The following is a 20687-nucleotide window of genomic DNA, read 5'->3' as shown; positions in this document are numbered from 1 at the left end:
ATAACTGTGTCTTCTTTTTGGATTGTAGAACATTTCTATATATTCAAATATTTTAGATGCTGCAATTTTTCTGGTATCAAATATCTTTTTTCTGACAAGCTCTTTTTTGATTGTTTTAAAAAAGCTTTCTGCAACAGCATTATCATAACAATTACCTCTTCGGCTCATACTAAGAGTAATACTATGTTCTTTCGCAACTTTCTTATAATCGTAAGAGCTATACTGACTTCCTTGATCTGAGTGAAGAATCACTTTATCTGACTTACTAAGTCGAGTAACTGCCATTTGAAGTGCACTTATGATTAATGATGTCGTTTGACGATGTCCTGTAGCCCAACCTACAATTTTTCTACTAAACAGGTCAATCACTGTAGCTAAAAATATCCACCCCTCTTTGGTTCTGACATATGTTATATCACTTACCCAAGTTTCATTTGGCTTACCTGCTATAAAACACTGATGTAAATGATTTGGATATGCTTTATGAGCTGGACCGGTTTTACTATATGGCTTGCGTTTATAAGTACCTACCCCGTAAAGTTTAGCCTTACTCATAAGTCTAGCCACTCTTTTTTTATTGACATGTATTCCAAGCTCTTTTAAGTCTTTATGTATATTTCTATGCCCATAAACACCTTTTGATTCTTTAAAAGCTTCTTTTATCTGAATTAGTAATTCTTGATTTTCAAGTTCTCTATTAGAGATAGGTTGATTTAGCCACTGATAATATCCGCTTCTGTGCACTTGCATAACTTTACACAGTCTATGAACTGCATAAAATTGACTATACTCTTTGATAAAAGAGTATTTTAGTTTGTGTGGCTTGCAAAGTACACCGTGGCCTTTTTTAGTATGTCCCTCTCTTCTGTAACTCTATTAAGGTCTTTTTGGAGTTTCTTTATCTCTGCTTGAGATTCGTCTAATATTTTATGCTTTTGGATTGACTGAGGGGATTCTAGTCTTTTTATCCAGTTTCTGAGAGAGTCAGGATGAACACCAAGTCTTTCTGCTGTATCAGTTATGCTATAACCATTTTTTGTAACTTGTTTGACCGCTTCTATTCTGAACTCTTCGCTATAAACTACTCTTGCCATTTTTAATCCTATTAAATCTCATAACACATTTGTATTATTCTATCTAAATTACTGAATTAAAGTTTGTCTAGTTTATAGGGGTCATTCCAAAGCTATATATACAAGAACTAAAACAAGAGATAAAAGTATGCTAAAGCGACCTATTATTATTGGCTTGGTATAATATTAAAAAAATTATTCATGAGGTCTAAATGCAATTACTAGACGGTAGAGCACTCTCAAAAAAAATAGAAGAAAAAATCACACAAGATGTTAAAGACTTAAAATCAACATGCGGATGTACACCCGGTCTAGCAGTTGTTTTAGTTGGTCAAGACCCTGCAAGTTCAGCATATGTAAATATGAAGAAAAAAGCTTGTGATAGAGCTGGTTTTTACTCTATTACTCACGATATGCCTGAGACAATCTCTCAAGAAGCAATTGAGAAAACAATTGCTATGCTAAATAATGACACAAATGTTGATGGTATTTTAATTCAACTCCCACTTCCTAAACATATAGATACAACTAAACTGTTAGAACTTGTAGCACCAGAGAAAGATGTTGATGGTTTTCATCCTTATAATGTTGGCCGTTTAACTACAGGTCTTGATGGTTTTGCCCCTTGTACTCCTCTTGGTGTTATGGAGCTTTTAAAAGAGTATAAAGTAGATGTAAAAGGTAAAAATTGTGTTGTAGTTGGTGCTTCAAACATAGTTGGAAAACCTATGGCTGCCCTACTTTTAAATGCAGATGCAACAGTTGAAGTATGTCATGTTTTTACAGATGATTTAAAAAAGCACACTTTAAATGCAGATATTGTTTTAGTTGGTGTTGGAATTATTAATCTAATAACAGAGGATATGGTTAAAGACGATGTAGTCATTATAGATATCGGAGTAAGTAGAACTAAAGAGGGTAAACTTGTTGGTGATGTTGACTTTGAAAATGTAAGTAAGAAGAGTTCATTTATTACTCCAAGTCCAGGTGGTGTTGGTCCAATGACAATTGCTATGCTGCTTAGTAACACTTTAAAAGCTTCAAAGATAAACGCTAAAAAACTTGCACAAGAAAGAGAAGCTTAATGAAAGAAGTTATACGCAAAGCATATAAATTTTCAAACTCTTGGACAGGAACTGTAATTATAGTTCTTTTTGTTATATTTTTTATCGCTCAAGCTTTTAGAATACCTTCTGGTTCGATGAAAGACTCACTTCTTATTGGTGACCATCTTTTTGCTAAAAAGTTTGCTTATGGTATTTCTATGCCTCATATTCCTTTTATTGAAATGTCTATAATGCCATGGAGTGATAAACTTCGTCTAGTAGATGGGGATAAACCAGAGCGTGGAGACATTGTTATTTTCAGATATCCAGGTAATACAAAACAGCATTTTGTAAAAAGATGTGTTGCACTTCCTGGTGATGAACTTTTTGTTTCCGAGAAAGATTTATTTGTTCATCATAGCGAAGGTGATGATTGGATTAAAGAAAACTACAAAGATTATGAAATAGTAACTTTTGCTGGAAAACTTTGGGTTAAAAATCCTTATATGAAAGAACATCCTGGTATTCACCATGATGAAAAGATAACAAATACAGGTAGATATCCAATGGCACTATTTTACTTTTCTCCTATAAAAGTAAAAGAAAACAACTACTTTATGATGGGTGATAATAGAGATCACTCAAATGACAGTCGTTTTTGGGGTGCTGTTCCTTACGATAATATAGAAGGAACGCCTTGGTTTATATATTTTTCTATAACTGATGATTGGGAAATTAGATGGGATAGAATAGGTAAAACTCCGACAGACCTGGAGTCAGACACAAGTCTTGACTTAGCAAGAAAAGAGAGACTTAAAATAGACAAAGATGATCATGGAGTCTATTGATTTACTAAAAATCTTGGCAGCAGTACTCGCCCTAGCGGTGGCAATCATTGGGCATGAAATTATGCATGGATGGGTTGCTTATATATATGGTGATACAACTGCAAAAAATGCAGGAAGATTATCTATAAATCCTCTTACACATGTTGATTTAGTAGGAACAATTATTGTTCCTGCAACTATGTACTTTCTTCCAATGCTTTTAGGTGGAGATAGTGGATTTTTATTTGGTTGGGCTAAACCTGTTCCAATAAATACAGCCACAGTTATTAGAAGCGGTGGATATAACGCGGCGATGCAAGTTGACCTTGCAGGAATAGTTTACAACTTTACTATGGCCACTCTTGCATCTGTAGCTGTAGTAGCAATGTCACAGCCTACAACTGCTGATTCTTTAATCTATGTATTTGCATATATGTTTGTGATTCAACTTATAATTATAAATGTAGTTTTAGGAGTATTTAACCTACTTCCTATTCCTCAGTTTGATGGAGCACACTTTTTAATGCATCTAGCTCTAAAATACAGAGTAAATGCAGTTGCAGAGTTTTTTTACAAAAATGAAAGATATGGAATTATTATTGTTTTGATAATTTTAATGACACCACTAAAAAACTACCTGCTATTAATGCCGGTACAAACTATTTTACAACTATTAACATAAAGGGATAAATATTGAAATTTTACATTGCTACTGACCATGCGGGACTTGATTTAAAAGACTATACAGTCGAACTATTAAAAGAAAAAGGCCACGAAGTTATTGACTTAGGACCATTTTCAAAGACAAGAGTTGATTATCCAGATTACGCAGTTAAAGTATCTGAGGCTGTTCTAGCAGATGCAGACTCCCATGGAATTCTTATTTGTGGTTCAGGTATAGGTATGAGTATGGCGGCTAATCGTCATACTGGAATCAGAGCTGCACTTTGTCATGATGCATATACGGCAATGGTTGCCCGTGGTCATAATGATGCAAACATATTATGTTTTGGTGAAAGAATTGTTGGAAAAGGTGTAGCTGAGTCTATACTAGATTCTTGGATAGCATCTAGTTTTGATGGTGGAAGACATACTGGTAGAATTGAAAAAATCGAAGCGATAAACGCATAAATCAAAGGAAGAGCTCATGTTTTTTGAATGGTCACTTTTAACAGCACTATCTATTTTATCTATTTATCTTTTTGTAAAGATGTATTACTTCAAAAGTATTACAAGTAAAGAACAAAGAGGTAATGACTTGATGAAGCTAACGCTTCAAGAAGCAGAAATACTCATAAGAAAATATCAAATACAGCTTCAACGTGCTCTTGGTAATGTTGACATTTTAAGTGACGAGCTTACTAAACTAAGAGGTGAGCTAAAAGTTCTAAAACAGAGAAATACTAAACATAGACAAGAAACTGATCGTCTAACTGGTAAAATCAAAGCATTAGAGGGTCGTATTGACGCTCTACTATAAAAAGGGAATAAATAAATTATGGTATTAAGTAAAACAGAAAGAAAAATAATAGAAGATTCAATTAGAGATATTAAAGACTTTCCTAAACCAGGAATAGTGTTTAAAGATATCACTACTCTTTTAAATAATAAAGAAGCCTACGGTGTACTAATGAATCACTTATACCAAAGATATAAAGAGTATAACTTGGACTATATTGCTGGAATAGATGCAAGAGGTTTTATATTTGGGGCTGCTCTTGCTCAGATGCTAGGTCTGGGATTTGTTCCTATTCGTAAGAAAGGTAAACTTCCCTATACTACTATAAGTGAAAAATACTCACTAGAATACGGTGTAGATGAAGTAGAAGTTCATATAGACGCATTTAGCGAAATACCTAATGCTAGAGTTCTTATTATAGATGACCTTATAGCTACTGGTGGAACTGCTAATGCGGCTGCTACACTTGTAAAGCAAACTGGTGCAGAGTGTGTTGAAGCATGTTTTATAATCGGTCTTGGTTTCTTAGACGGGATTAAAAACTTAGAAGAAAAAACGGATGTTTATTCATTGATTGAGATGGACTAATGTTAAAACTAACTGTTAAAAACTTTGGTGTTTTAAAAGATATAAATATTAGTCTTAATAAAACGAATCTTTTTATTGGTGATAATGGTAGTGGAAAGAGTGTCCTAGCTAAATTAATTACTATCGTTACAAATGAAGTACCAGAAAACTTATTTAATCAATTTAAAGAGTTTAATATTGATTTTATTACAGACAAAACAGTTATACTATTTAAAGAAGATAAAAACTTATTATTACATATAGAAGACGGTAAATTAAAACATTATGAAATAAGTAAATATAAACAAACTATAATTAAGCGACTTCTAGCTAAAAATCCAAATAATGCAACTACTTCAGAGTTAATCAACAACATCGGAGTATTAGATGGATTAGAATCTCAGTATATTCCAGCAGAAAGAAATTTAATATCAATATTTAATCAGTCAATTAGTAATTTAATAAGTGCTAAAATACCTCTCCCTGATACACTTTTAAAGTTTTCAAGTGAATACAATAAAGCACGAAAAGAAATTAAAGAATTAAACTTACTAAATATGAAGTATATAAATAAAAATGGGAATGATCTAATATACTATGATGACGATAATTATTTATCATTAGAAAACAGTTCAAGTGGAATGCAAACAGCTTTACCGATGTATTTAACACTTAAATACTTTTCATCAAGTTATCGTCATATAATTATTGAAGAACCTGAACTAAATTTATTTCCAAAAACACAGATTGAAGCAATAAAGTATATTATTGAAACTACAACTAAAAATGATTCATATATTATGACTCATAGCCCTTATATATTATCTATTTTAAATACTTTACTCTTTGCTTATAAGGCTTCAAACACTAATGATATTTTAAGAGATAAGATATCTAAAATCATTCCAAAAGAACAACAAATAAATCCTGATAACTTTTCTGCATACCTAATTAAAGATGGAGTTTCTGAAAATATTAAAGGTGCGTCTACTGGAATGATTCAGGAAAATTCTATTGATGAAATTGGTGGTATGCTTGATGATGATTTTAGTGAATTAATGGAAATCTATAGTGAGTTTAAAAGTGATAAATAACTTTGACAAGTGCGTAGAGAGTGTAGATAAAAAACACTTTTTTATTCAAGATGCAGATGATCAAAAACCAGCTTTTATAGTAGAAGAAAATGGAGAGTTTGAAGTTGTAAACAAAACAAACCACCCTGTCGATTTTCTTAAAATAGACTCTTGTGTTTCCAACTCTAGTGATAATAAAAGATGTGACTGTGCTATTTATAATGATGATATATTTTGTTTTATTGAGTTGAAAAATTCTAAACGAACTAATTGGAAGAGCTGGATAAAAAGTGCCGAAGAACAACTAGAAGCTACTATTGAAGATTTTAAAAATGAAGAAATTACTAAAAATAAAACTTTAGAAGCATATATGTGTTGTACTTGTAAAATTGATGGAAATTTTACAAAAATTTCAAGAGCGTCAAATAACTATGAAGTTCAAACATATTTTATTGATGAACTAAATACAAAATTATATTGTGATACAAAAAAGGAGTTTAACTAAAATGAATATGTACATCCCTTCCCCATCAAAATTTGACCCAGATGAAAATGGTCACTTTGGTATCTTTGGAGGACGCTACGTTCCAGAAACACTTATGCCTGCACTTGCAGAACTTAAAGATGAATATGAAAAAATTCGTTTTGATAAAGAGTTCTGGAAAGAGGTTCATTACTACCTTACTGACTATGTTGGTCGCCCTTCTTCACTCTACTTTGCAGAAAATATTTCTAAGGAAATTGGTGCTAAAGTATACTTAAAACGTGAAGATTTAAATCATACAGGTGCACACAAAGTTAACAATGTTATCGCACAAGGTTTAATGGCTAAAAGACTTGGTTATAAAAAAATCATAGCAGAGACAGGGGCTGGACAACACGGTGTTGCTACTGCTACTATCTGTGCTCTTTTAGATTTAGAATGTGAAGTATTTATGGGTGCTAAAGATGCCCAGCGTCAAGAATTAAATGTATTTCGTATGAAACTACTTGGGGCTAAAGTAAATGCTGTAGAGAGTGGTTCATGTACTCTTAAAGACGCTATGAATGAAGCTATCCGTCACTGGGTAACAAATGCTAGAGATACTTTTTATATCATAGGAACTGTTGCAGGTCCACATCCATACCCAATGATGGTTAGAGACTTTCAAGCTATCATAGGTTATGAAGCAAGAGCACAGATACTAGAAAAAGAAGGTCGACTTCCTGATCATGTTATTGCATGTATTGGTGGTGGATCAAATGCTATAGGTACATTTCAGCACTTTCTAGAAGATGAAGAAGTTGAGTGTATCGGTATAGAAGCTGGTGGACTTGGAATCGAGACTGACAAGCATGGCTGTTCTCTTAAAAAAGGTCGTCCTGGTGTACTTCACGGTCAAATGAGTTATACACTTCAAGATGAAGATGGTCAAATACAAGAAGCTCACTCTATTTCAGCTGGACTTGATTATCCAGGAATAGGACCTGAACACTCTTTTCATAATGATAACAAGTCGGTAACATATGACAATGCAACAGACCAAGAAGCTTTAGATGCATTCGTATGGTTAAGCCGCAAAGAGGGAATCATCCCAGCATTTGAAAGTGCTCATGCAGTTGCACATCTTAAAAAGATGAAAAATATAAAAGATAAAATCATCATAGTAAACCTTTCAGGTCGTGGTGATAAAGATATGATTCAAGCTAAAGAAATATTAAACTTTGACTAAATTTTACCCTACTCTTGTATAAAGTTATAAATACAAAAACCACTAGATACTAAACTATATAGTGGTTACTTTACAGAGACAATTTTAAATTCCTTAACACTACAGACAACTAATTCTCTTGATAATATCACTAATAAACAAAAAAAATGAAAGTTTTTTTCCGCTATAATCTCTTAGTTTAATTTTAGGAGAACTTATTGAATTACAAATTTAAGTTATTAATAACATTTCTTTTTTTACCCTTGGTGCTTTTTGCTGATGCAAAAACTAATGCACAAACCTTTGGTGCATTGACACTAATTCCACCTGCTGTTGCAATTATCTTGGCATTTGTTACAAGAAATGTAATATTTTCACTCTTTATGGGTATCTTTAGTGGAACATTTTTACTGAATGTTTCAGGATCAAATATTTTTGGATCTTTTTATCATGCCTTTGTAGATATGGTTACAAAGATGATTGGCTCTATGGCTGATTCTTGGAATGCCGGAATCATACTTCAAGTACTTACAATCGGTGGTATGATTGCCGTTATAACAAAGATGGGTGGACCTAGAGCAATTGCTGAAAAACTAGCAAAAAAAGCTAAAACAGGACGTTCAGCTCAACTATATACTTGGGTAATGGGATTTTTCATCTTCTTTGATGATTATGCAAACTCTTTAATTATCGGGCCAATTATGAGACCAGTTACAGATAAACTAAAAGTAAGTAGAGAAAAACTTGCTTTCATTATAGATTCTACAGCTGCTCCAATTGCAGGTATCGCACTTATTTCAACATGGGTTGGATATGAAATATCTCTGATTAAAGATGCTTATGCAATGATTGGTCAAACTGAGATTAATGCTTATTCAATCTTCGTTGAGACTATCCCTTACCGTTTTTACAATATCTTAATGTTGGCGTTTGTATTTTTTAGTGCATACTTTTTAAGAGAATTTGGTCCTATGCATAAGGCTGCAAATAGAGCTATAACAACAGGTGAAGTTTGTCATCCAGATTCAAAACCATTAGTTTCTCAAGATACATCAACTCTAGAACCTAAAGAAGGGATTAAGCATTCTATTTGGAATGCGATAGTTCCAATTTTGACTCTTATTATTGTTGCATTTATAGGTTTTTACTTTAGCGGTTTAAGTTCTTTAGAGGGTGAAACTTTAAAACTTGTTCAAGCTAATCCATACTCATTTAACTCTATAAGAGATTGTTTTGGAGCGGCAGATGCTTCTATAGTACTTTTTGAAGCTGCTCTTTTTGCTTCTATAGTAGCTATTGGAATGGGAATGCAGCAAAAAATGTTTAACCTCTCTGAAGCACTTGAAATTTGGGTATTTGGTGTAAAGGCTTTAGTTATAACTGCCGTTATTCTTATCCTTGCATGGTCTATTAGTTCAGTAATTAAAGAGTTAGGTACTTCAACATACTTAGTTGCTATATTGACAGATTCTACTCCACAGATTCTTCTTCCTTCTATTATCTTTATATTTGGTTCAATAATATCATTTTCAACAGGAACATCTTATGGAACTATGGGAATATTGATGCCTTTAGCTATTCCAATTGCAAACTCTGTAGGTATTCATACAGGATTAGAAGGAATGGAACTACATGAGTATATTATTTTAAATATAAGTGCTGTTTTAACAGGTGCGATTTTTGGTGATCATTGTTCACCTATATCAGATACCTCTATACTTTCTTCAATGGGTGCATCTTGTGACCATATGGACCATGTTAGAACACAACTTTACTATGCAATTTTTGTTGCTGCCGTTGCTATCATATTTGGTTATATTCCAGCAGCTCTTGGATATTCTATTTATATGATTCTTCCATTAGCATTATTAGTTATCGCTCTTACTATAAGATTTTATGGAAAACCTGTACACGTTCAACCATAACTATAAAAGAGGCAATTTAAATTGCCTCTTGAACTCATAAATTATGAAAAATAATATTTTTAAAACACAAAAACTTCCATTTGTAGAGTTAAGATATATATCCCAAGTTACAAGTTGTGATAAAAAACATCAGCATGAAGAACTAACTCTTACTACTATAAAAGCTGGAAATATAAATATTTTGTTTAATGAAAAAACCGACTCACTAAAGCCAAATCAAATATCTATAATAAACCCAAATGAAGTTCACTCTGCAACTCTTAGTGATGTTAAAAGTTTTGGTTGTTATGTTTTATATCTAAATAAGAAGTGGTGCGAAGAGATTCAAAAATCTTTATTTACTCAATCAAGTTTTTTGAATATACAAACAAGTCTAGTTAAAGATAATAGTATGTACCTTGAGTTTATATCTATATGCGATGAACTTTTTATGAACGATATATCAAATATAGAAAAAGAAGAAAAACTCATAGAATTTATAAGTAAAATATTTTTAAAGTTTTGCCATACAAATGAAAAAGCACAATTAGATACTAAAAATTTAAAAACAGCAAATAAAATTAAAGACTATCTAATAGTAAATCTTGAAAATGACATTTCATTACAAGATGTATCTGAGTTTATGAAACTATCCACTATCCATATACTAAGAGTATTTAAAAGAGAGTTTGGTTTGCCTATACATTCTTACATACTAAATGAAAAAGTACACCTTGCAAAAGATTTACTATCACAGAATATGCCTATTTCTGAGGTAGCACAGAGTAGTGGTTTTTTTGATCAAAGCCATCTTAACAAATCATTTAAAAGAGTTTTTCAACTTACCCCTAAAGAGTATCAAAAAAATATATCTTCATAAAATGTTTATTTTGTCCAAGACTTAATTATAGAATTTTCATAAAATACACTAAATAAAATATTTGGAGTATTTTATGACAAAAGAACATAAGGAGAAAATTGTAGAGCAGTTTTCAAAACAAGCAGTTGCATTTAAAAAGCTAAAAGGACACTACAACGCTGTAGATACAATCATACAGATGAGTGGAGTTTCAACACATCACAAAGTATTAGATATAGCCTGTGGAACAGGTATATCAACTTGTGAGTTTGCAAAAAAAGCCAAAAATGTAATCGGGCTTGATATAACAAAAAAAATGATTGAAGAAGCTATAAAAACGCAAAATGAAAATAATCTAAAAAACATAGACTTTGATTTAGGTGATGTTGAAGACTTGCCATATAAAGACAATACCTTTGATATCGTTTATACAAGATATAGTTTTCATCATTTTTTAGATACAACAAAAGTTTTTGAAGAGATGCTTAGAGTTTGTAAGCCAGATGGAAAAGTAATAGTGGTTGATGTAGCACTTGAAGATAAGTATAGCCAAGCATATAACAGTATGGAAAAACTTCGTGATCCTTCTCATACAAAAGCATTGACATTTCAAGAATTTAATATGCTGTTTTCAAATAAAAATTTATCTGAACATAAACAGAGTTCTTATAAAGTAGACATGGAGTTAGAAGAACAGTTAGCTGCATCTTTTCCTAACAAGGGTGCTAAAAACAGACTAAGAGAAATATTCAAAAAAGATATAAAAACTAACTCGCTTGGAGTGGATTCATATTTACAAGAGAATAAAATATATTTTTCTTATCCTATAACTATTTTTACAGCTACGAAGTTTAAGTAAAATAGTGTTTTTTAGAATTTAAAACACTATTTAGTTACAATGTCTAGATATATTATATGTAGGAGTACTTTATGAGCAATGTAGAACATGGGATTTCCATAGGAATTAATAGAGTAAATGAATTCTTTTTTATGAAAATAAGAATAGAGGGAACTCTAACACATGAAGACTATGAGAGAATGATTCCCATGCTTACAAGTTCTATAGAAGGTATTACAGAGCCTGAAGTCAGAGTTCTTATAGATGCCACAGACTTCAAAGGTTGGGAACTTAGAGCTGCTTGGGATGACATTAAATTTGGTATGGAATATAGACAAATTTTCAGTAAGATTGCAATTGTAGGAACAAATACTATAGAGACTTACGCAGCTAAGATTGGCGGTTGGTTTATAGATGGAGATATGAAGTTTTTTGAATCTCTTGATCATGCCTACGACTGGTTAAATCAAGAAGATATAAAAGCTGATATCAAGGACGGAAAATATAAATAATTTTACAATTGCTGAAGAGATATGGAATACAATCACTCACGGACTTGGATTAGCACTAAGCATAGCTGGTTTAGCAGTTTTAGTTGCTTTTGCAAGTTTAAATGGATCAGTATTAGCCATAGTAAGTAGTGCAATCTACGGTTCAACTCTTGTTATTATGTATGGTTCATCTACTCTTTATCATGCTATAACACACAAACAGATAAAACAACTGTTTCAAACCTTTGATCACTCTTCTATATACTTTTTAATAGCTGGTACTTATACACCAATTACATTAGTTTCACTTCAAGGAACATGGGGTTATTCTATTGCTACAGTTGTTTGGTTAGCTGCTATATTTGGCGTCTACATGAAGTTTGCATATCCAAATCGTTTTGAAAAGTTATCTTTAGTTTTATATCTTGTTATGGGCTGGTGTATTGTTGTTGCATTAGATCCACTTAGTGACAATATGCAAAGTGGTGGTTTTTATCTACTGATTGCAGGTGGACTTTCATACACTCTTGGAGTATTTTTTTACGTAAATGACCATAAGACAAATTATCATGCTATTTGGCATCTATTTGTTCTTGGTGGGAGTATTTTTCATTTCTTTATGACAATACTTTATATCATATAAATAAACTCTATTTTATACTCTTTTAGATACTATCTTGAAATAATCTAACATAATGGAAATCAAATGAATATTCAACTATTAAACAAAAATATTTCTGATATAAAAGCAGATATCTTAGTAGAGTTTTTAACTCCAGATGCACTAATAGAGCATGCAGAAGTTAAAATTTTAAATCAAGCAGGATTTAAAGCAGAACAAGATTCTATTTGTTTTTTACATGAAAAAGGTCTTCTTTTTTGTGGAACAGATAGCAAAAAAAGTGATGACATAAGAAGTGCTGCTACTTCTATGGTTCAAGCACTTAAATCTTCAAACTACCAAAGCGTAGCATTTAGCGTGATTAAGAAGAATTCTCTTGCTGCAATGGTTGAGGGTGTAATCTTAGGTGGATATGAGTTTAATGAGTATAAATCAAAGCCAAAAGAGATAACTCTAAAAGATATCTCACTTGCATCTAACGAGCTAGATTTCGAAGAACTTAAGACAACTTTTGATGAAGCACTTATAATAGCAAAAGCTACATGTTTTACTCGTGACATAGTAAATAGAGCTCCACAAGAGTTAAATCCTGAGACTTTCGCTATTTTGGCAAAGAAACTAGCTGATAGTAATTCTTTAGAGTGTAATATACTTGCAGAAGATGATCTAAAAAAAGAAAACATGGGAGCTATGCTTGCTGTTGGTCGTGCATCTATCCATGAAAGTCAACTTATACACTTGTCTTATAAACCAGCGAACCCTAAAAAAATTATCTCGCTTGTAGGTAAGGGTCTTACTTATGATAGTGGTGGACTAAGCCTAAAACCTTCTGCATCTATGGTAACTATGAAGATGGATAAAGCTGGTGCTTGTGCTGTTCTTGGAATGATTAAAGCAGTTAGTGAGTTGAAACTTGATATTGAAGTTCATGCATTTGTTGGCGCAGTTGAGAATATGGTTGGTGGAGATGCTTATAAACCTGATGATGTACTTGTTTCAAGAAGTGGAACAACTATCGAAGTTAGAAATACAGATGCAGAAGGACGTTTAGTTTTAGCAGATGTACTTACTTACGCACAAGAAACTGTAAATGCTGACGCTATCTTTGACTTTGCAACACTTACAGGTGCTTGTATGGTAGCTCTTGGTCAATACACAACAGGTCTTATGGGACACTCTCATAAGCTAAAGCATGACTTATCTAGAGCTGCTAGTGCATCTGGAGAATTAACAGGTTCACTTCCCTTTAACAGACATCTTAAAAAACTTCTAAAGAGTGAAATAGCTGATATCTCTAACGTAGCATCTAAGCCTTATGGTGGAGCTATTACAGCTGGTTTATTCTTAGATAGATTTATCAAAGATGAAAATAAAAACAAATGGATGCACTTTGATATAGCAGGTTCTGCTTATACTGAGTCAGCTTGGGATTGTAATGTTTATGGTGGAACTGGAGCAGGTGTTCGTTTCATGAGTGAGTACTTAAAAAATATATGACAAAAGAACGCGAAGGCGAGCTTTTAATGATAGGACTCTCCATCTTGGAGAGTTGGTTTCCTATACTTTCCATTGTAGCTATTTCTCATATTGGAGCTCTACACACTTACGCTTTTTCTCTATTTATATCATTATTTTTCTTTTTAGCATTAATGACTAAAAAAAAGCTATTCTCAGAGCTAAAAAATAGAGATGCATACAAAGACCTACTAATAACAAGTTTATTGATTACAATGCTATTTGCTTTGATGTTTATAGGTATGCAATATACAACTGCTGGCAATATGTCTGTCATAATATTTACACAACTATTTTTCTCATACCTCTACTTCAATATATTTGGAAAAGAAAAAATGGATTTAATTCATAGTGTTGGTGCTTTTATTATGGGTATAGGCGCAGTAATTATACTTTTGCCTGATGATCTCGCTTTTAATAAAGGTGATTTAATAATCCTAACAGGTGCCGCTTTAGCACCAATAGCCAACTTCTACTCAAAGAGAACTAGAAAGCACTGCTCGTCTGAAACTATTTTAGGATTTAGAACTATTATTGCACTTCCTATAATATCTCTTTTAGCTTGGATAATAGAACCTGAGATTACTTTAATAAGTTTAGAAAAAGCCCTTCCCTTTGTACTTCTCATAGGATTAGTTGTCTTTGGTGTATCAAAGATATTTTGGATGGAGGCTCTTCATCGCATCTCTATTACAAAAATAAGTGCCATGATAGCTTTAGTCCCACCAATGACTCTGCTATTTGCTTTTTTATATTTAGATGAAGTACCAGAACTTCGTCAGATTGTAGGAATAATTCCAATCCTAATAGGTGGATATCTTTTAACAAAACCTATAAAAAATGAAACAATTTCTAAATAAATGCAAGAAATGACTGATAAACAAACACTTTACTTATTTACAGATGGAAGTGCCAACCCTAAAACAAAGATTGGTTTTGGTGCTTATCTACTTTTGAATGAAGAGGAGTTATATTCTGCTAATTTAAATAAAACCAATGTAACAACTAAAATGTTTGAGCAAACAAGTTCATCTAAACTTGAATTGCAAGCTTTACTTTGGGCACTTAGCACAATAAACATTGAAGACTCTAATCTTGTTGTTTACACAGATTGTCAAAATACTGTTGGTCTTAAAGGTAGACGAGAAAGATTTGAGAAAAACAACTATAAGAGCAAAAAAAAAGATTTAATTGCAAATCATGAACTCTACAAAGAGTTTTATATAATCACAGATGACATAGAGTGTGAATTTATAAAAGTAAAAGGCCATAAAAAGAATGAAGAAAAAAATAGCATAGACAAAATCTTTACTCTTGTTGATATAGCCGCAAGAGATGCTCTACGCGAATCATTTTTATAAAAGCTTATATTTTTTATAAATAAACCAAGTATAATTTAGATAATATTACAAAATAATATTATAAGCATTACAAAGGGTAAAAATGGGATTAAGTATAGGTTTAGTAGGACTTCCAAACGTAGGTAAATCAACAACATTCAATGCATTAACAAAAGCACAAAACGCAGAAGCAGCAAACTACCCGTTTTGTACTATTGAACCAAATAAAGCAGTAGTTCCAGTTCCAGATAAAAGATTAGCCCAACTTGCTAAGATAGTTAATCCTGAGAGAATCCAATATTCTACACTTGATTTTGTTGATATTGCAGGTCTTGTTAAGGGTGCTTCTAAAGGTGAAGGTTTAGGAAATAAGTTTTTATCTACTATCCGTGAAACGGAAGTTATACTTCAAATAGTTAGATGTTTTGATGATGAAAACATTGTTCATAACGAAGGAAGCATCGACCCTCTTCGTGATGTAGAAATCATCGAAGGTGAACTTATCCTTGCTGACATTGAAGTACTTTCAAATCGTATTGATAGACTTAAGAAACAAGCTAAAGCTGATAAGAGTGCTAAAGCTTCTTTAGAGATGGCAGAAGAACTTATGGAGTTTTTAGGTGATGGAAACTTAGCTAGAAACTTCAAAGACGCAGATAGTGATATATATGAAATACTTAATAATGAAGTTAGATTTTTAACTCAAAAAGAAATCATGTATGGTGCTAACACTGATGAAGATGGTCTGCTAGAAGACAATGAATATGTAACTATATTAAAAGATCATGCAGTAAAAAACAACTGCGAACTTATCAAACTTTGTGCAAAGGTTGAAGAAGAGCTTATTGGTCTTGATGATGATGAAGCACAAGAGTTTTTAACAGACCTTGGTGTTGAAGAATCTGGACTAGAACAAATCATACACAAGGGTTTTGATAAACTTGGACTTATGAGTTACTTTACTGCTGGAGTTAAAGAGGTTCGTGCTTGGACTATAAAGCAAAATTCTACTGCTCCTAGAGCTGCTGCAGCAATTCACAACGACTTTGAAAAAGGTTTTATTCGTGCAGAAGTTATTGCTTATAATGACTACATAGAGTGTGGTGGAGAGGGTAAAGCTAAAGAAGCTGGTAAAATGAGACTAGAGGGAAAAGAATACATCGTACAAGACGGTGATATTATGCACTTTAGATTTAACGTTTAGGTATAATTAATATAATGAAATTGCATTAGTGCAATGAGCTTTCTGCATAAGTAGAAAGTCTCCTTCATTTTGTAAAATAAAATTAAGGATATTATAATGGAATTAAAATATGTTGGTCCTAAACCAATTATTTCATACACAGGCATTGAGTTTGATAATAACAAAGAAGATAAATATACTTATCTCAATATTGTAGTTCAACTATTAAAAGCACTAGACCACGATTACTTCGAAGATAAAACATACAACTATCAAGCCTATACACAACGTCTCACATCCCAAGAATTATATGACGAACTAACAAAATTATGTCCAAATATAAAAGCACTTATGCAAAGAGAAAATCATAATATAGAAGAAGAGATTGAGCACAATATTCATAGAGCTGAAGAAAACAGTGTCTTAAATGCACAAAACAGAGAAGTATTACTGAGTAATATAAATATTATGCATGATTATTTGGTTCAACGTTCTATTAATAAAAGCGTGTATTATTGCGCAGTAGATTTATTGGCTGAGTTATTAAAAAAAGACCACATAGACCATGTTATAACACCTATGTTTCAAACATTTTTTCATGTACTTCATTCTGTGCAAGGAAGTTTAAAAAAACAAAAATCTCCTATTGATACTGCTTTGGATGTTTTTGAAAAAGATGGAACATTATTTGTAAAACTTCAAGTTATAAACACTAAAAAAGTTAACTCATTGATATCATAGACTGAACCATCGTATCTTTTAGTCTCTTGATAGCTGGGTCAAATTTATCTAATCCTTCAAGTTCTAATCTACTTGGTTCTTTTTTAGCTTCTTTGAGTAAGTGTTGTAGTTTTATCTTCTCTTTTATATCTATAGTAGAACTAGTTGACTTCTCCTTTATATCCATAATTTTCATCTTTGCAGTAACTATATTTGATTTTTTAATATCTTGAGCTACCTTAATTCTATTATTTAGTTTAGTAAAGTTATGCAGCTCAAGTAGTTGTTTATTTTTAATCAAATCACTCTGTAGGGTTTCTTGTATAAGGAAAGTTGAGTCTCTAGTTTGCTCATTTTTTGAGACTAGTTCAATAAATGTATCAGCTATTTCTTCAAAGATGTAGCGTCTATATTTGTCATAATAATCATCAGCAATACCATGTATAAATTTAACTCTACTTTTTTCTTTAAGTTCAACAATAGCTTCTTTTTTTGGATAGTTCAAAACTTCTGTTGCAAAACTCATCCACTCATTTGCTATTTCATGAAAAAGTATATTAACAATCTGTTGAAACTTAAGGTCTATGAAACTTTGCAAATATAAAAAGTTTATTTCATGTTTTAGTTTATTACGAACAAGAGTCTGCGCAAGTATTAGCATGATTTCAACCCTGTCATAATGAGTTGATACGTGAAGTACTTCCCACTCAAACAGGGTTCTATCATTAAATAGTTTATCAATATACTTTTGCTTTTCTTCTTGTGTTTTATACATTTTTAGCTATTGTTTCTCCATACTTTACATCTTTACCAACTATATCTTCTAACTCTAGCATACCCTTTTGAGCAAGTATTACTATTGTAGAACCCATCTCGAAACATCCAAAATCATCACCTTTGTTTAAGTATAAATCCGTATAGTCATATACAGTTGGTCTGTTTGCGTTTGCATTCGTTTTTATCTTTGATTCAAATGCAACTTGCATTACACCAACATTTAAAGCACCAACAAGCACCATAAAAAACTTTTTACCAGAAGCATTTTCACACATTAAAACAACTCTCTCATTTTCTATAAAAAGATTAAGTCTTTTTCTTAGTGAAGCAAAGTTTACAGGATATAGTTTGCCAGGTATATGAACAGCTCTTATAACTTTGAGGTTTGTAGGTATATGGTAACGATGATAATCTTTTGGAGATAAGTAAAAGTTTACAAATTCTCCATCATGAATAGAATTTTTCTCATCAGAACTAAAGTGCTCGCCTAAAAGCTCATCACTTGAGTATCTCATACCTTTAATTTGTAGAGCATAATCTTTTTGCAATGTACCACAATCTGAGATTAAAGAATCACATGGGGAGATAAAAGCCTCTGCATCTAAAGAGTATTTTCTATCTTCATTTAATTTTCTTGTAAAAAGAGCATTTAAACTTTTATATACATTAGGAGCTTGAAACTCTTTCATATCAAGTCCCATTAGACTTACATAAGAATGATTAACTATCTTTTGAAACCATTTTGGAAACTCTTTACTTGCAAATTTTCCAAAATTTTGTGAAATTGCTGATGTTATGTGTTTACTCATTTATATTTCTACCCTATTCGTTTATTTTTCTTTTTGCTATCTCTTCAAGGAGAACAGTTGCATATGAACCTTTTGGAAGAGTAAAGTTTATCTCATATTGAGCTTCAACAGGTTTAAATCTTCCCTCGATATCTTGAGGAAAAACCCATGCGTATCTTCTTGCCCCATCTGCATTAATCTCATCATCAAAATCTTTTTCAATTGTTCCAGCTATGCCAGAAGCAACCTTAACTTTTGTACCACATAAAAGACCGGTTGGAGATATACCTCTATCATTAAATCTATCTAAATCCTCTTGAGTCTCTTCAAAGTCAAATAATCTACCATGTGGATAATGTTCCATTACATCACCTTCTATTAGCTTAAATGGATGTTTTTGAGCTTTTAGTTTTGCAACTTGATCATTTGGCATATTTAAAATAGATTCAAGTTCTATAGGTTCAAAATTATTAACTAGTTTATTTATTTCTAGTCTTCTACTTAGCCATAGATTAAAAAGATGACTTTGGTAAGCATTTATAAGAAGTTTTTTTACTCTAGGGTTACGTTCTCTAGCTTCACCTTTAGCAAGTTTCTCACCTAAAATATGGTTATCTCCATCATTTCCAAATCTTTGATAACCAAAGAAGTTAGGCATACCGAATTTAGTTATGCTTTTAAGAGCTTCATCAATTTTGATAGCACTTGTAGGATTAACTTTTTTAATTTTAATAAAAAATCTATTTCCCTTTAGGTGACCTATTCGTATCTTATTGTTATGGTAAGTTCTTGAAATGATTTTTACATTTTCATGTTCAAAGTTTTCCAGCGCTTCTTCATGTTGTTTATTTATAGAGATATACTGTTTAGTCATTGCATGCTTGTCTTTTAATCCTGCATAACCAATGTCTCTGTTTTTAATGCCTAGATATCTTGCAAGTATTCCAACTAACTCAGAAGTAGTAAGATTTTTCTTTCTTATGAAGAGAACTAGGTGCTCACCCTCCCCTGAAAACTCATAAAGAGGTATCTCTTCTACAACGAAGTCTCTAGGACTTTGTTTAAAGTGAAAATCGATGCTAGTATGATCTAGCGAATAGAATCTATCCATTATATATATGCCTTTAAAAATGATGTGCTTTGCATCTAGAAGTATAGCTAACTCTTGCACTTCTTGCAAAAATATTCAGTGGTGTTCTTACCTGCGCAGCTCGTCTTATAAGAGCTTTTCTATGTCTTTTGTCAAAGGCAACTAGCATCTCATACTCTTCACCACTGCAAGCTATAGCTTTAGAAATTTTATTTGTAAACTTAAAACCAACTCTATTTAAGGTTGCAAGTTTATCTAAATCACTAAAAAGACCATCTGATATATCCATACCAGAACTTAAAAATCTGCTAGAGTTACTTACAAATTTTTCTCTTAAGTTAATATTTACAAATTTAGATTTTTTATGTAATTTACCAAGGCTCATAAGAGATTGTAAATTTTTTTTACTTTTACCCAACTCACCAGTGTAGGCAAGCATATATCCACGTCTTAAACCACTTCGTAGTAATGCTTTTTTTGTGTGTGAAATAATTGTTATAGTAATATCTAGTTTAGTATTACTAATAGTGTCTCCACCAATAATTTCAATCCCATATTTATCCGCTACATCTTTAAAACCAGATGCTAACTCTTGCATCTGCTTCTTAGTAATACTCTTTGGCATAGCAACACTTAAAAGTGCGTACTTTGGTTTAGCATTCATAGCTACTGCATCTGAGATATTAATCATCATAGACTTTACAGCTATTTGATAATGACTCATCCACTTAGTCTTAAAATGCACATTTTCGAAGAATGCATCTTTAGAATAAACCTGCTCACCAATCAATGCACCGTCATCACCAATACGATTACTATTAAAT

General features: G+C 32.0%; 25 protein-coding genes. 19 read left to right on the top strand and 6 right to left on the bottom strand.

Annotated elements, in window-relative coordinates; genetic code table 11:
* Both QZZ48_RS07055 and QZZ48_RS07050 read right to left on the bottom strand, forming a co-directional pair.
* Window positions 1–798, bottom strand: a 798-nt coding sequence (locus tag QZZ48_RS07055; RefSeq protein ID WP_294963628.1) for an IS3 family transposase, incomplete at its 3' end; no start/stop codon positions are given.
* A gap of 11 nt (window positions 799–809) precedes the next feature.
* A complete protein-coding gene (locus QZZ48_RS07050; RefSeq protein WP_294963616.1) occupies window positions 810–1094 on the bottom strand; it encodes a transposase in 285 nt (94 codons plus the stop codon).
* Between the two features lie 191 nt (window positions 1095–1285).
* Here QZZ48_RS07050 and folD point away from each other — a divergent pair, with 191 nt between their 5' ends.
* The 19 genes from folD to QZZ48_RS06955 all read left to right on the top strand — a co-directional run bounded on the left by folD (window position 1286) and on the right by QZZ48_RS06955 (window position 17229).
* Window positions 1286–2158 (top strand): bifunctional methylenetetrahydrofolate dehydrogenase/methenyltetrahydrofolate cyclohydrolase FolD, encoded by an 873-nt coding sequence (gene folD / locus QZZ48_RS07045; protein ID WP_294963613.1) that lies wholly within the window; start codon window positions 1286–1288, stop codon window positions 2156–2158.
* Window positions 2158–2967, top strand: a complete 810-nt coding sequence (gene lepB / locus QZZ48_RS07040; RefSeq protein WP_294963610.1) for a signal peptidase I — start codon at window positions 2158–2160, stop codon at window positions 2965–2967. Before folD ends, lepB begins: the two co-directional genes overlap by 1 nt.
* Window positions 2954–3628: a site-2 protease family protein gene (locus QZZ48_RS07035; protein ID WP_294963607.1), complete on the top strand. Its 675-nt coding sequence runs from the start codon at window positions 2954–2956 to the stop codon at window positions 3626–3628. Before lepB ends, QZZ48_RS07035 begins: the two co-directional genes overlap by 14 nt.
* Before the next feature lie 11 nt (window positions 3629–3639).
* On the top strand, window positions 3640–4077 hold the full coding sequence (rpiB, locus tag QZZ48_RS07030) for a ribose 5-phosphate isomerase B (protein ID WP_294963603.1): 438 nt from the start codon (window positions 3640–3642) through the stop codon (window positions 4075–4077).
* 16 nt (window positions 4078–4093) lie between these two features.
* Window positions 4094–4426 carry a hypothetical protein gene (locus QZZ48_RS07025; protein ID WP_294963600.1) on the top strand — a complete coding sequence of 111 codons (333 nt, stop codon included), beginning with the start codon at window positions 4094–4096 and terminating at the stop codon, window positions 4424–4426.
* 18 nt (window positions 4427–4444) lie between these two features.
* Window positions 4445–4993, top strand: a complete 549-nt coding sequence (locus QZZ48_RS07020; protein ID WP_294963597.1) for an adenine phosphoribosyltransferase — start codon at window positions 4445–4447, stop codon at window positions 4991–4993.
* On the top strand, window positions 4993–6066 hold the full coding sequence (locus QZZ48_RS07015) for an AAA family ATPase (protein ID WP_294963595.1): 1074 nt from the start codon (window positions 4993–4995) through the stop codon (window positions 6064–6066). Before QZZ48_RS07020 ends, QZZ48_RS07015 begins: the two co-directional genes overlap by 1 nt.
* Window positions 6044–6550, top strand: a complete 507-nt coding sequence (locus QZZ48_RS07010) for a hypothetical protein (RefSeq protein ID WP_294963592.1) — start codon at window positions 6044–6046, stop codon at window positions 6548–6550. Before QZZ48_RS07015 ends, QZZ48_RS07010 begins: the two co-directional genes overlap by 23 nt.
* 7 nt (window positions 6551–6557) lie before the next feature.
* Window positions 6558–7757, top strand: a complete 1200-nt coding sequence (trpB, locus tag QZZ48_RS07005) for a tryptophan synthase subunit beta (protein ID WP_294963625.1) — start codon at window positions 6558–6560, stop codon at window positions 7755–7757.
* A 221-nt stretch (window positions 7758–7978) separates the two neighbouring features.
* Complete coding sequence (locus QZZ48_RS07000; protein ID WP_294963622.1) at window positions 7979–9661, top strand: Na+/H+ antiporter NhaC family protein; 1683 nt, start codon at window positions 7979–7981, stop codon at window positions 9659–9661.
* A 43-nt stretch (window positions 9662–9704) separates the two neighbouring features.
* Window positions 9705–10520, top strand: coding sequence for an AraC family transcriptional regulator (locus tag QZZ48_RS06995; protein WP_294963590.1), 816 nt, complete (start codon window positions 9705–9707; stop codon window positions 10518–10520).
* 73 nt (window positions 10521–10593) lie between these two features.
* Window positions 10594–11358, top strand: coding sequence for a class I SAM-dependent methyltransferase (locus tag QZZ48_RS06990; protein WP_294963587.1), 765 nt, complete (start codon window positions 10594–10596; stop codon window positions 11356–11358).
* 71 nt (window positions 11359–11429) lie between these two features.
* Window positions 11430–11849 (top strand): STAS/SEC14 domain-containing protein, encoded by a 420-nt coding sequence (locus QZZ48_RS06985; RefSeq protein ID WP_294963585.1) that lies wholly within the window; start codon window positions 11430–11432, stop codon window positions 11847–11849.
* Entirely contained in the window at window positions 11821–12471 is a 651-nt protein-coding gene (locus QZZ48_RS06980) for a hemolysin III family protein (protein ID WP_366755919.1), read from the top strand. Before QZZ48_RS06985 ends, QZZ48_RS06980 begins: the two co-directional genes overlap by 29 nt.
* A gap of 63 nt (window positions 12472–12534) precedes the next feature.
* Window positions 12535–13947, top strand: coding sequence for a leucyl aminopeptidase (locus QZZ48_RS06975; RefSeq protein WP_294963583.1), 1413 nt, complete (start codon window positions 12535–12537; stop codon window positions 13945–13947).
* Window positions 13944–14825, top strand: a complete 882-nt coding sequence (locus QZZ48_RS06970) for a DMT family transporter (RefSeq protein WP_294963581.1) — start codon at window positions 13944–13946, stop codon at window positions 14823–14825. The genes QZZ48_RS06975 and QZZ48_RS06970 overlap by 4 nt, the downstream gene beginning before the upstream one ends.
* Before the next feature lie 9 nt (window positions 14826–14834).
* Entirely contained in the window at window positions 14835–15326 is a 492-nt protein-coding gene (locus QZZ48_RS06965; protein ID WP_294963579.1) for an RNase H family protein, read from the top strand.
* Between the two features lie 82 nt (window positions 15327–15408).
* A complete protein-coding gene (gene ychF, locus QZZ48_RS06960) occupies window positions 15409–16509 on the top strand; it encodes a redox-regulated ATPase YchF (protein WP_294963577.1) in 1101 nt (366 codons plus the stop codon).
* Window positions 16510–16605: 96 nt separating this feature from the next.
* A complete protein-coding gene (locus QZZ48_RS06955) occupies window positions 16606–17229 on the top strand; it encodes a hypothetical protein (protein ID WP_294963575.1) in 624 nt (207 codons plus the stop codon).
* On the opposite strand, the gene QZZ48_RS06950 is transcribed toward QZZ48_RS06955, so the two are convergent.
* From QZZ48_RS06950 to QZZ48_RS06935, 4 genes are all read right to left on the bottom strand, one after another.
* Window positions 17210–17983, bottom strand: a complete 774-nt coding sequence (locus QZZ48_RS06950; RefSeq protein WP_294963574.1) for a hypothetical protein — start codon at window positions 17981–17983, stop codon at window positions 17210–17212. The two genes, QZZ48_RS06955 and QZZ48_RS06950, sit on opposite strands and share 20 nt — an antisense overlap.
* On the bottom strand, window positions 17976–18794 hold the full coding sequence (locus QZZ48_RS06945; RefSeq protein WP_294963573.1) for a phosphatidylserine decarboxylase: 819 nt from the start codon (window positions 18792–18794) through the stop codon (window positions 17976–17978). The genes QZZ48_RS06950 and QZZ48_RS06945 overlap by 8 nt, the downstream gene beginning before the upstream one ends.
* A 13-nt stretch (window positions 18795–18807) precedes the next feature.
* Complete coding sequence (gene truD, locus QZZ48_RS06940) at window positions 18808–19884, bottom strand: tRNA pseudouridine(13) synthase TruD (protein ID WP_294963572.1); 1077 nt, start codon at window positions 19882–19884, stop codon at window positions 18808–18810.
* Window positions 19885–19897: 13 nt separating this feature from the next.
* A partial coding sequence (locus QZZ48_RS06935) for a thiamine-phosphate kinase (RefSeq protein WP_294963570.1) occupies window positions 19898–20687 on the bottom strand: 790 nt, incomplete at its 5' end.

The organism is Sulfurimonas sp., assembly GCF_016744025.1.
In the GTDB taxonomy this organism is placed as follows: domain Bacteria; phylum Campylobacterota; class Campylobacteria; order Campylobacterales; family Sulfurimonadaceae; genus Sulfurimonas.
Note: the sequence above shows the minus strand (reverse complement) of the source record. Positions and strands in the feature narration are given on the sequence as shown.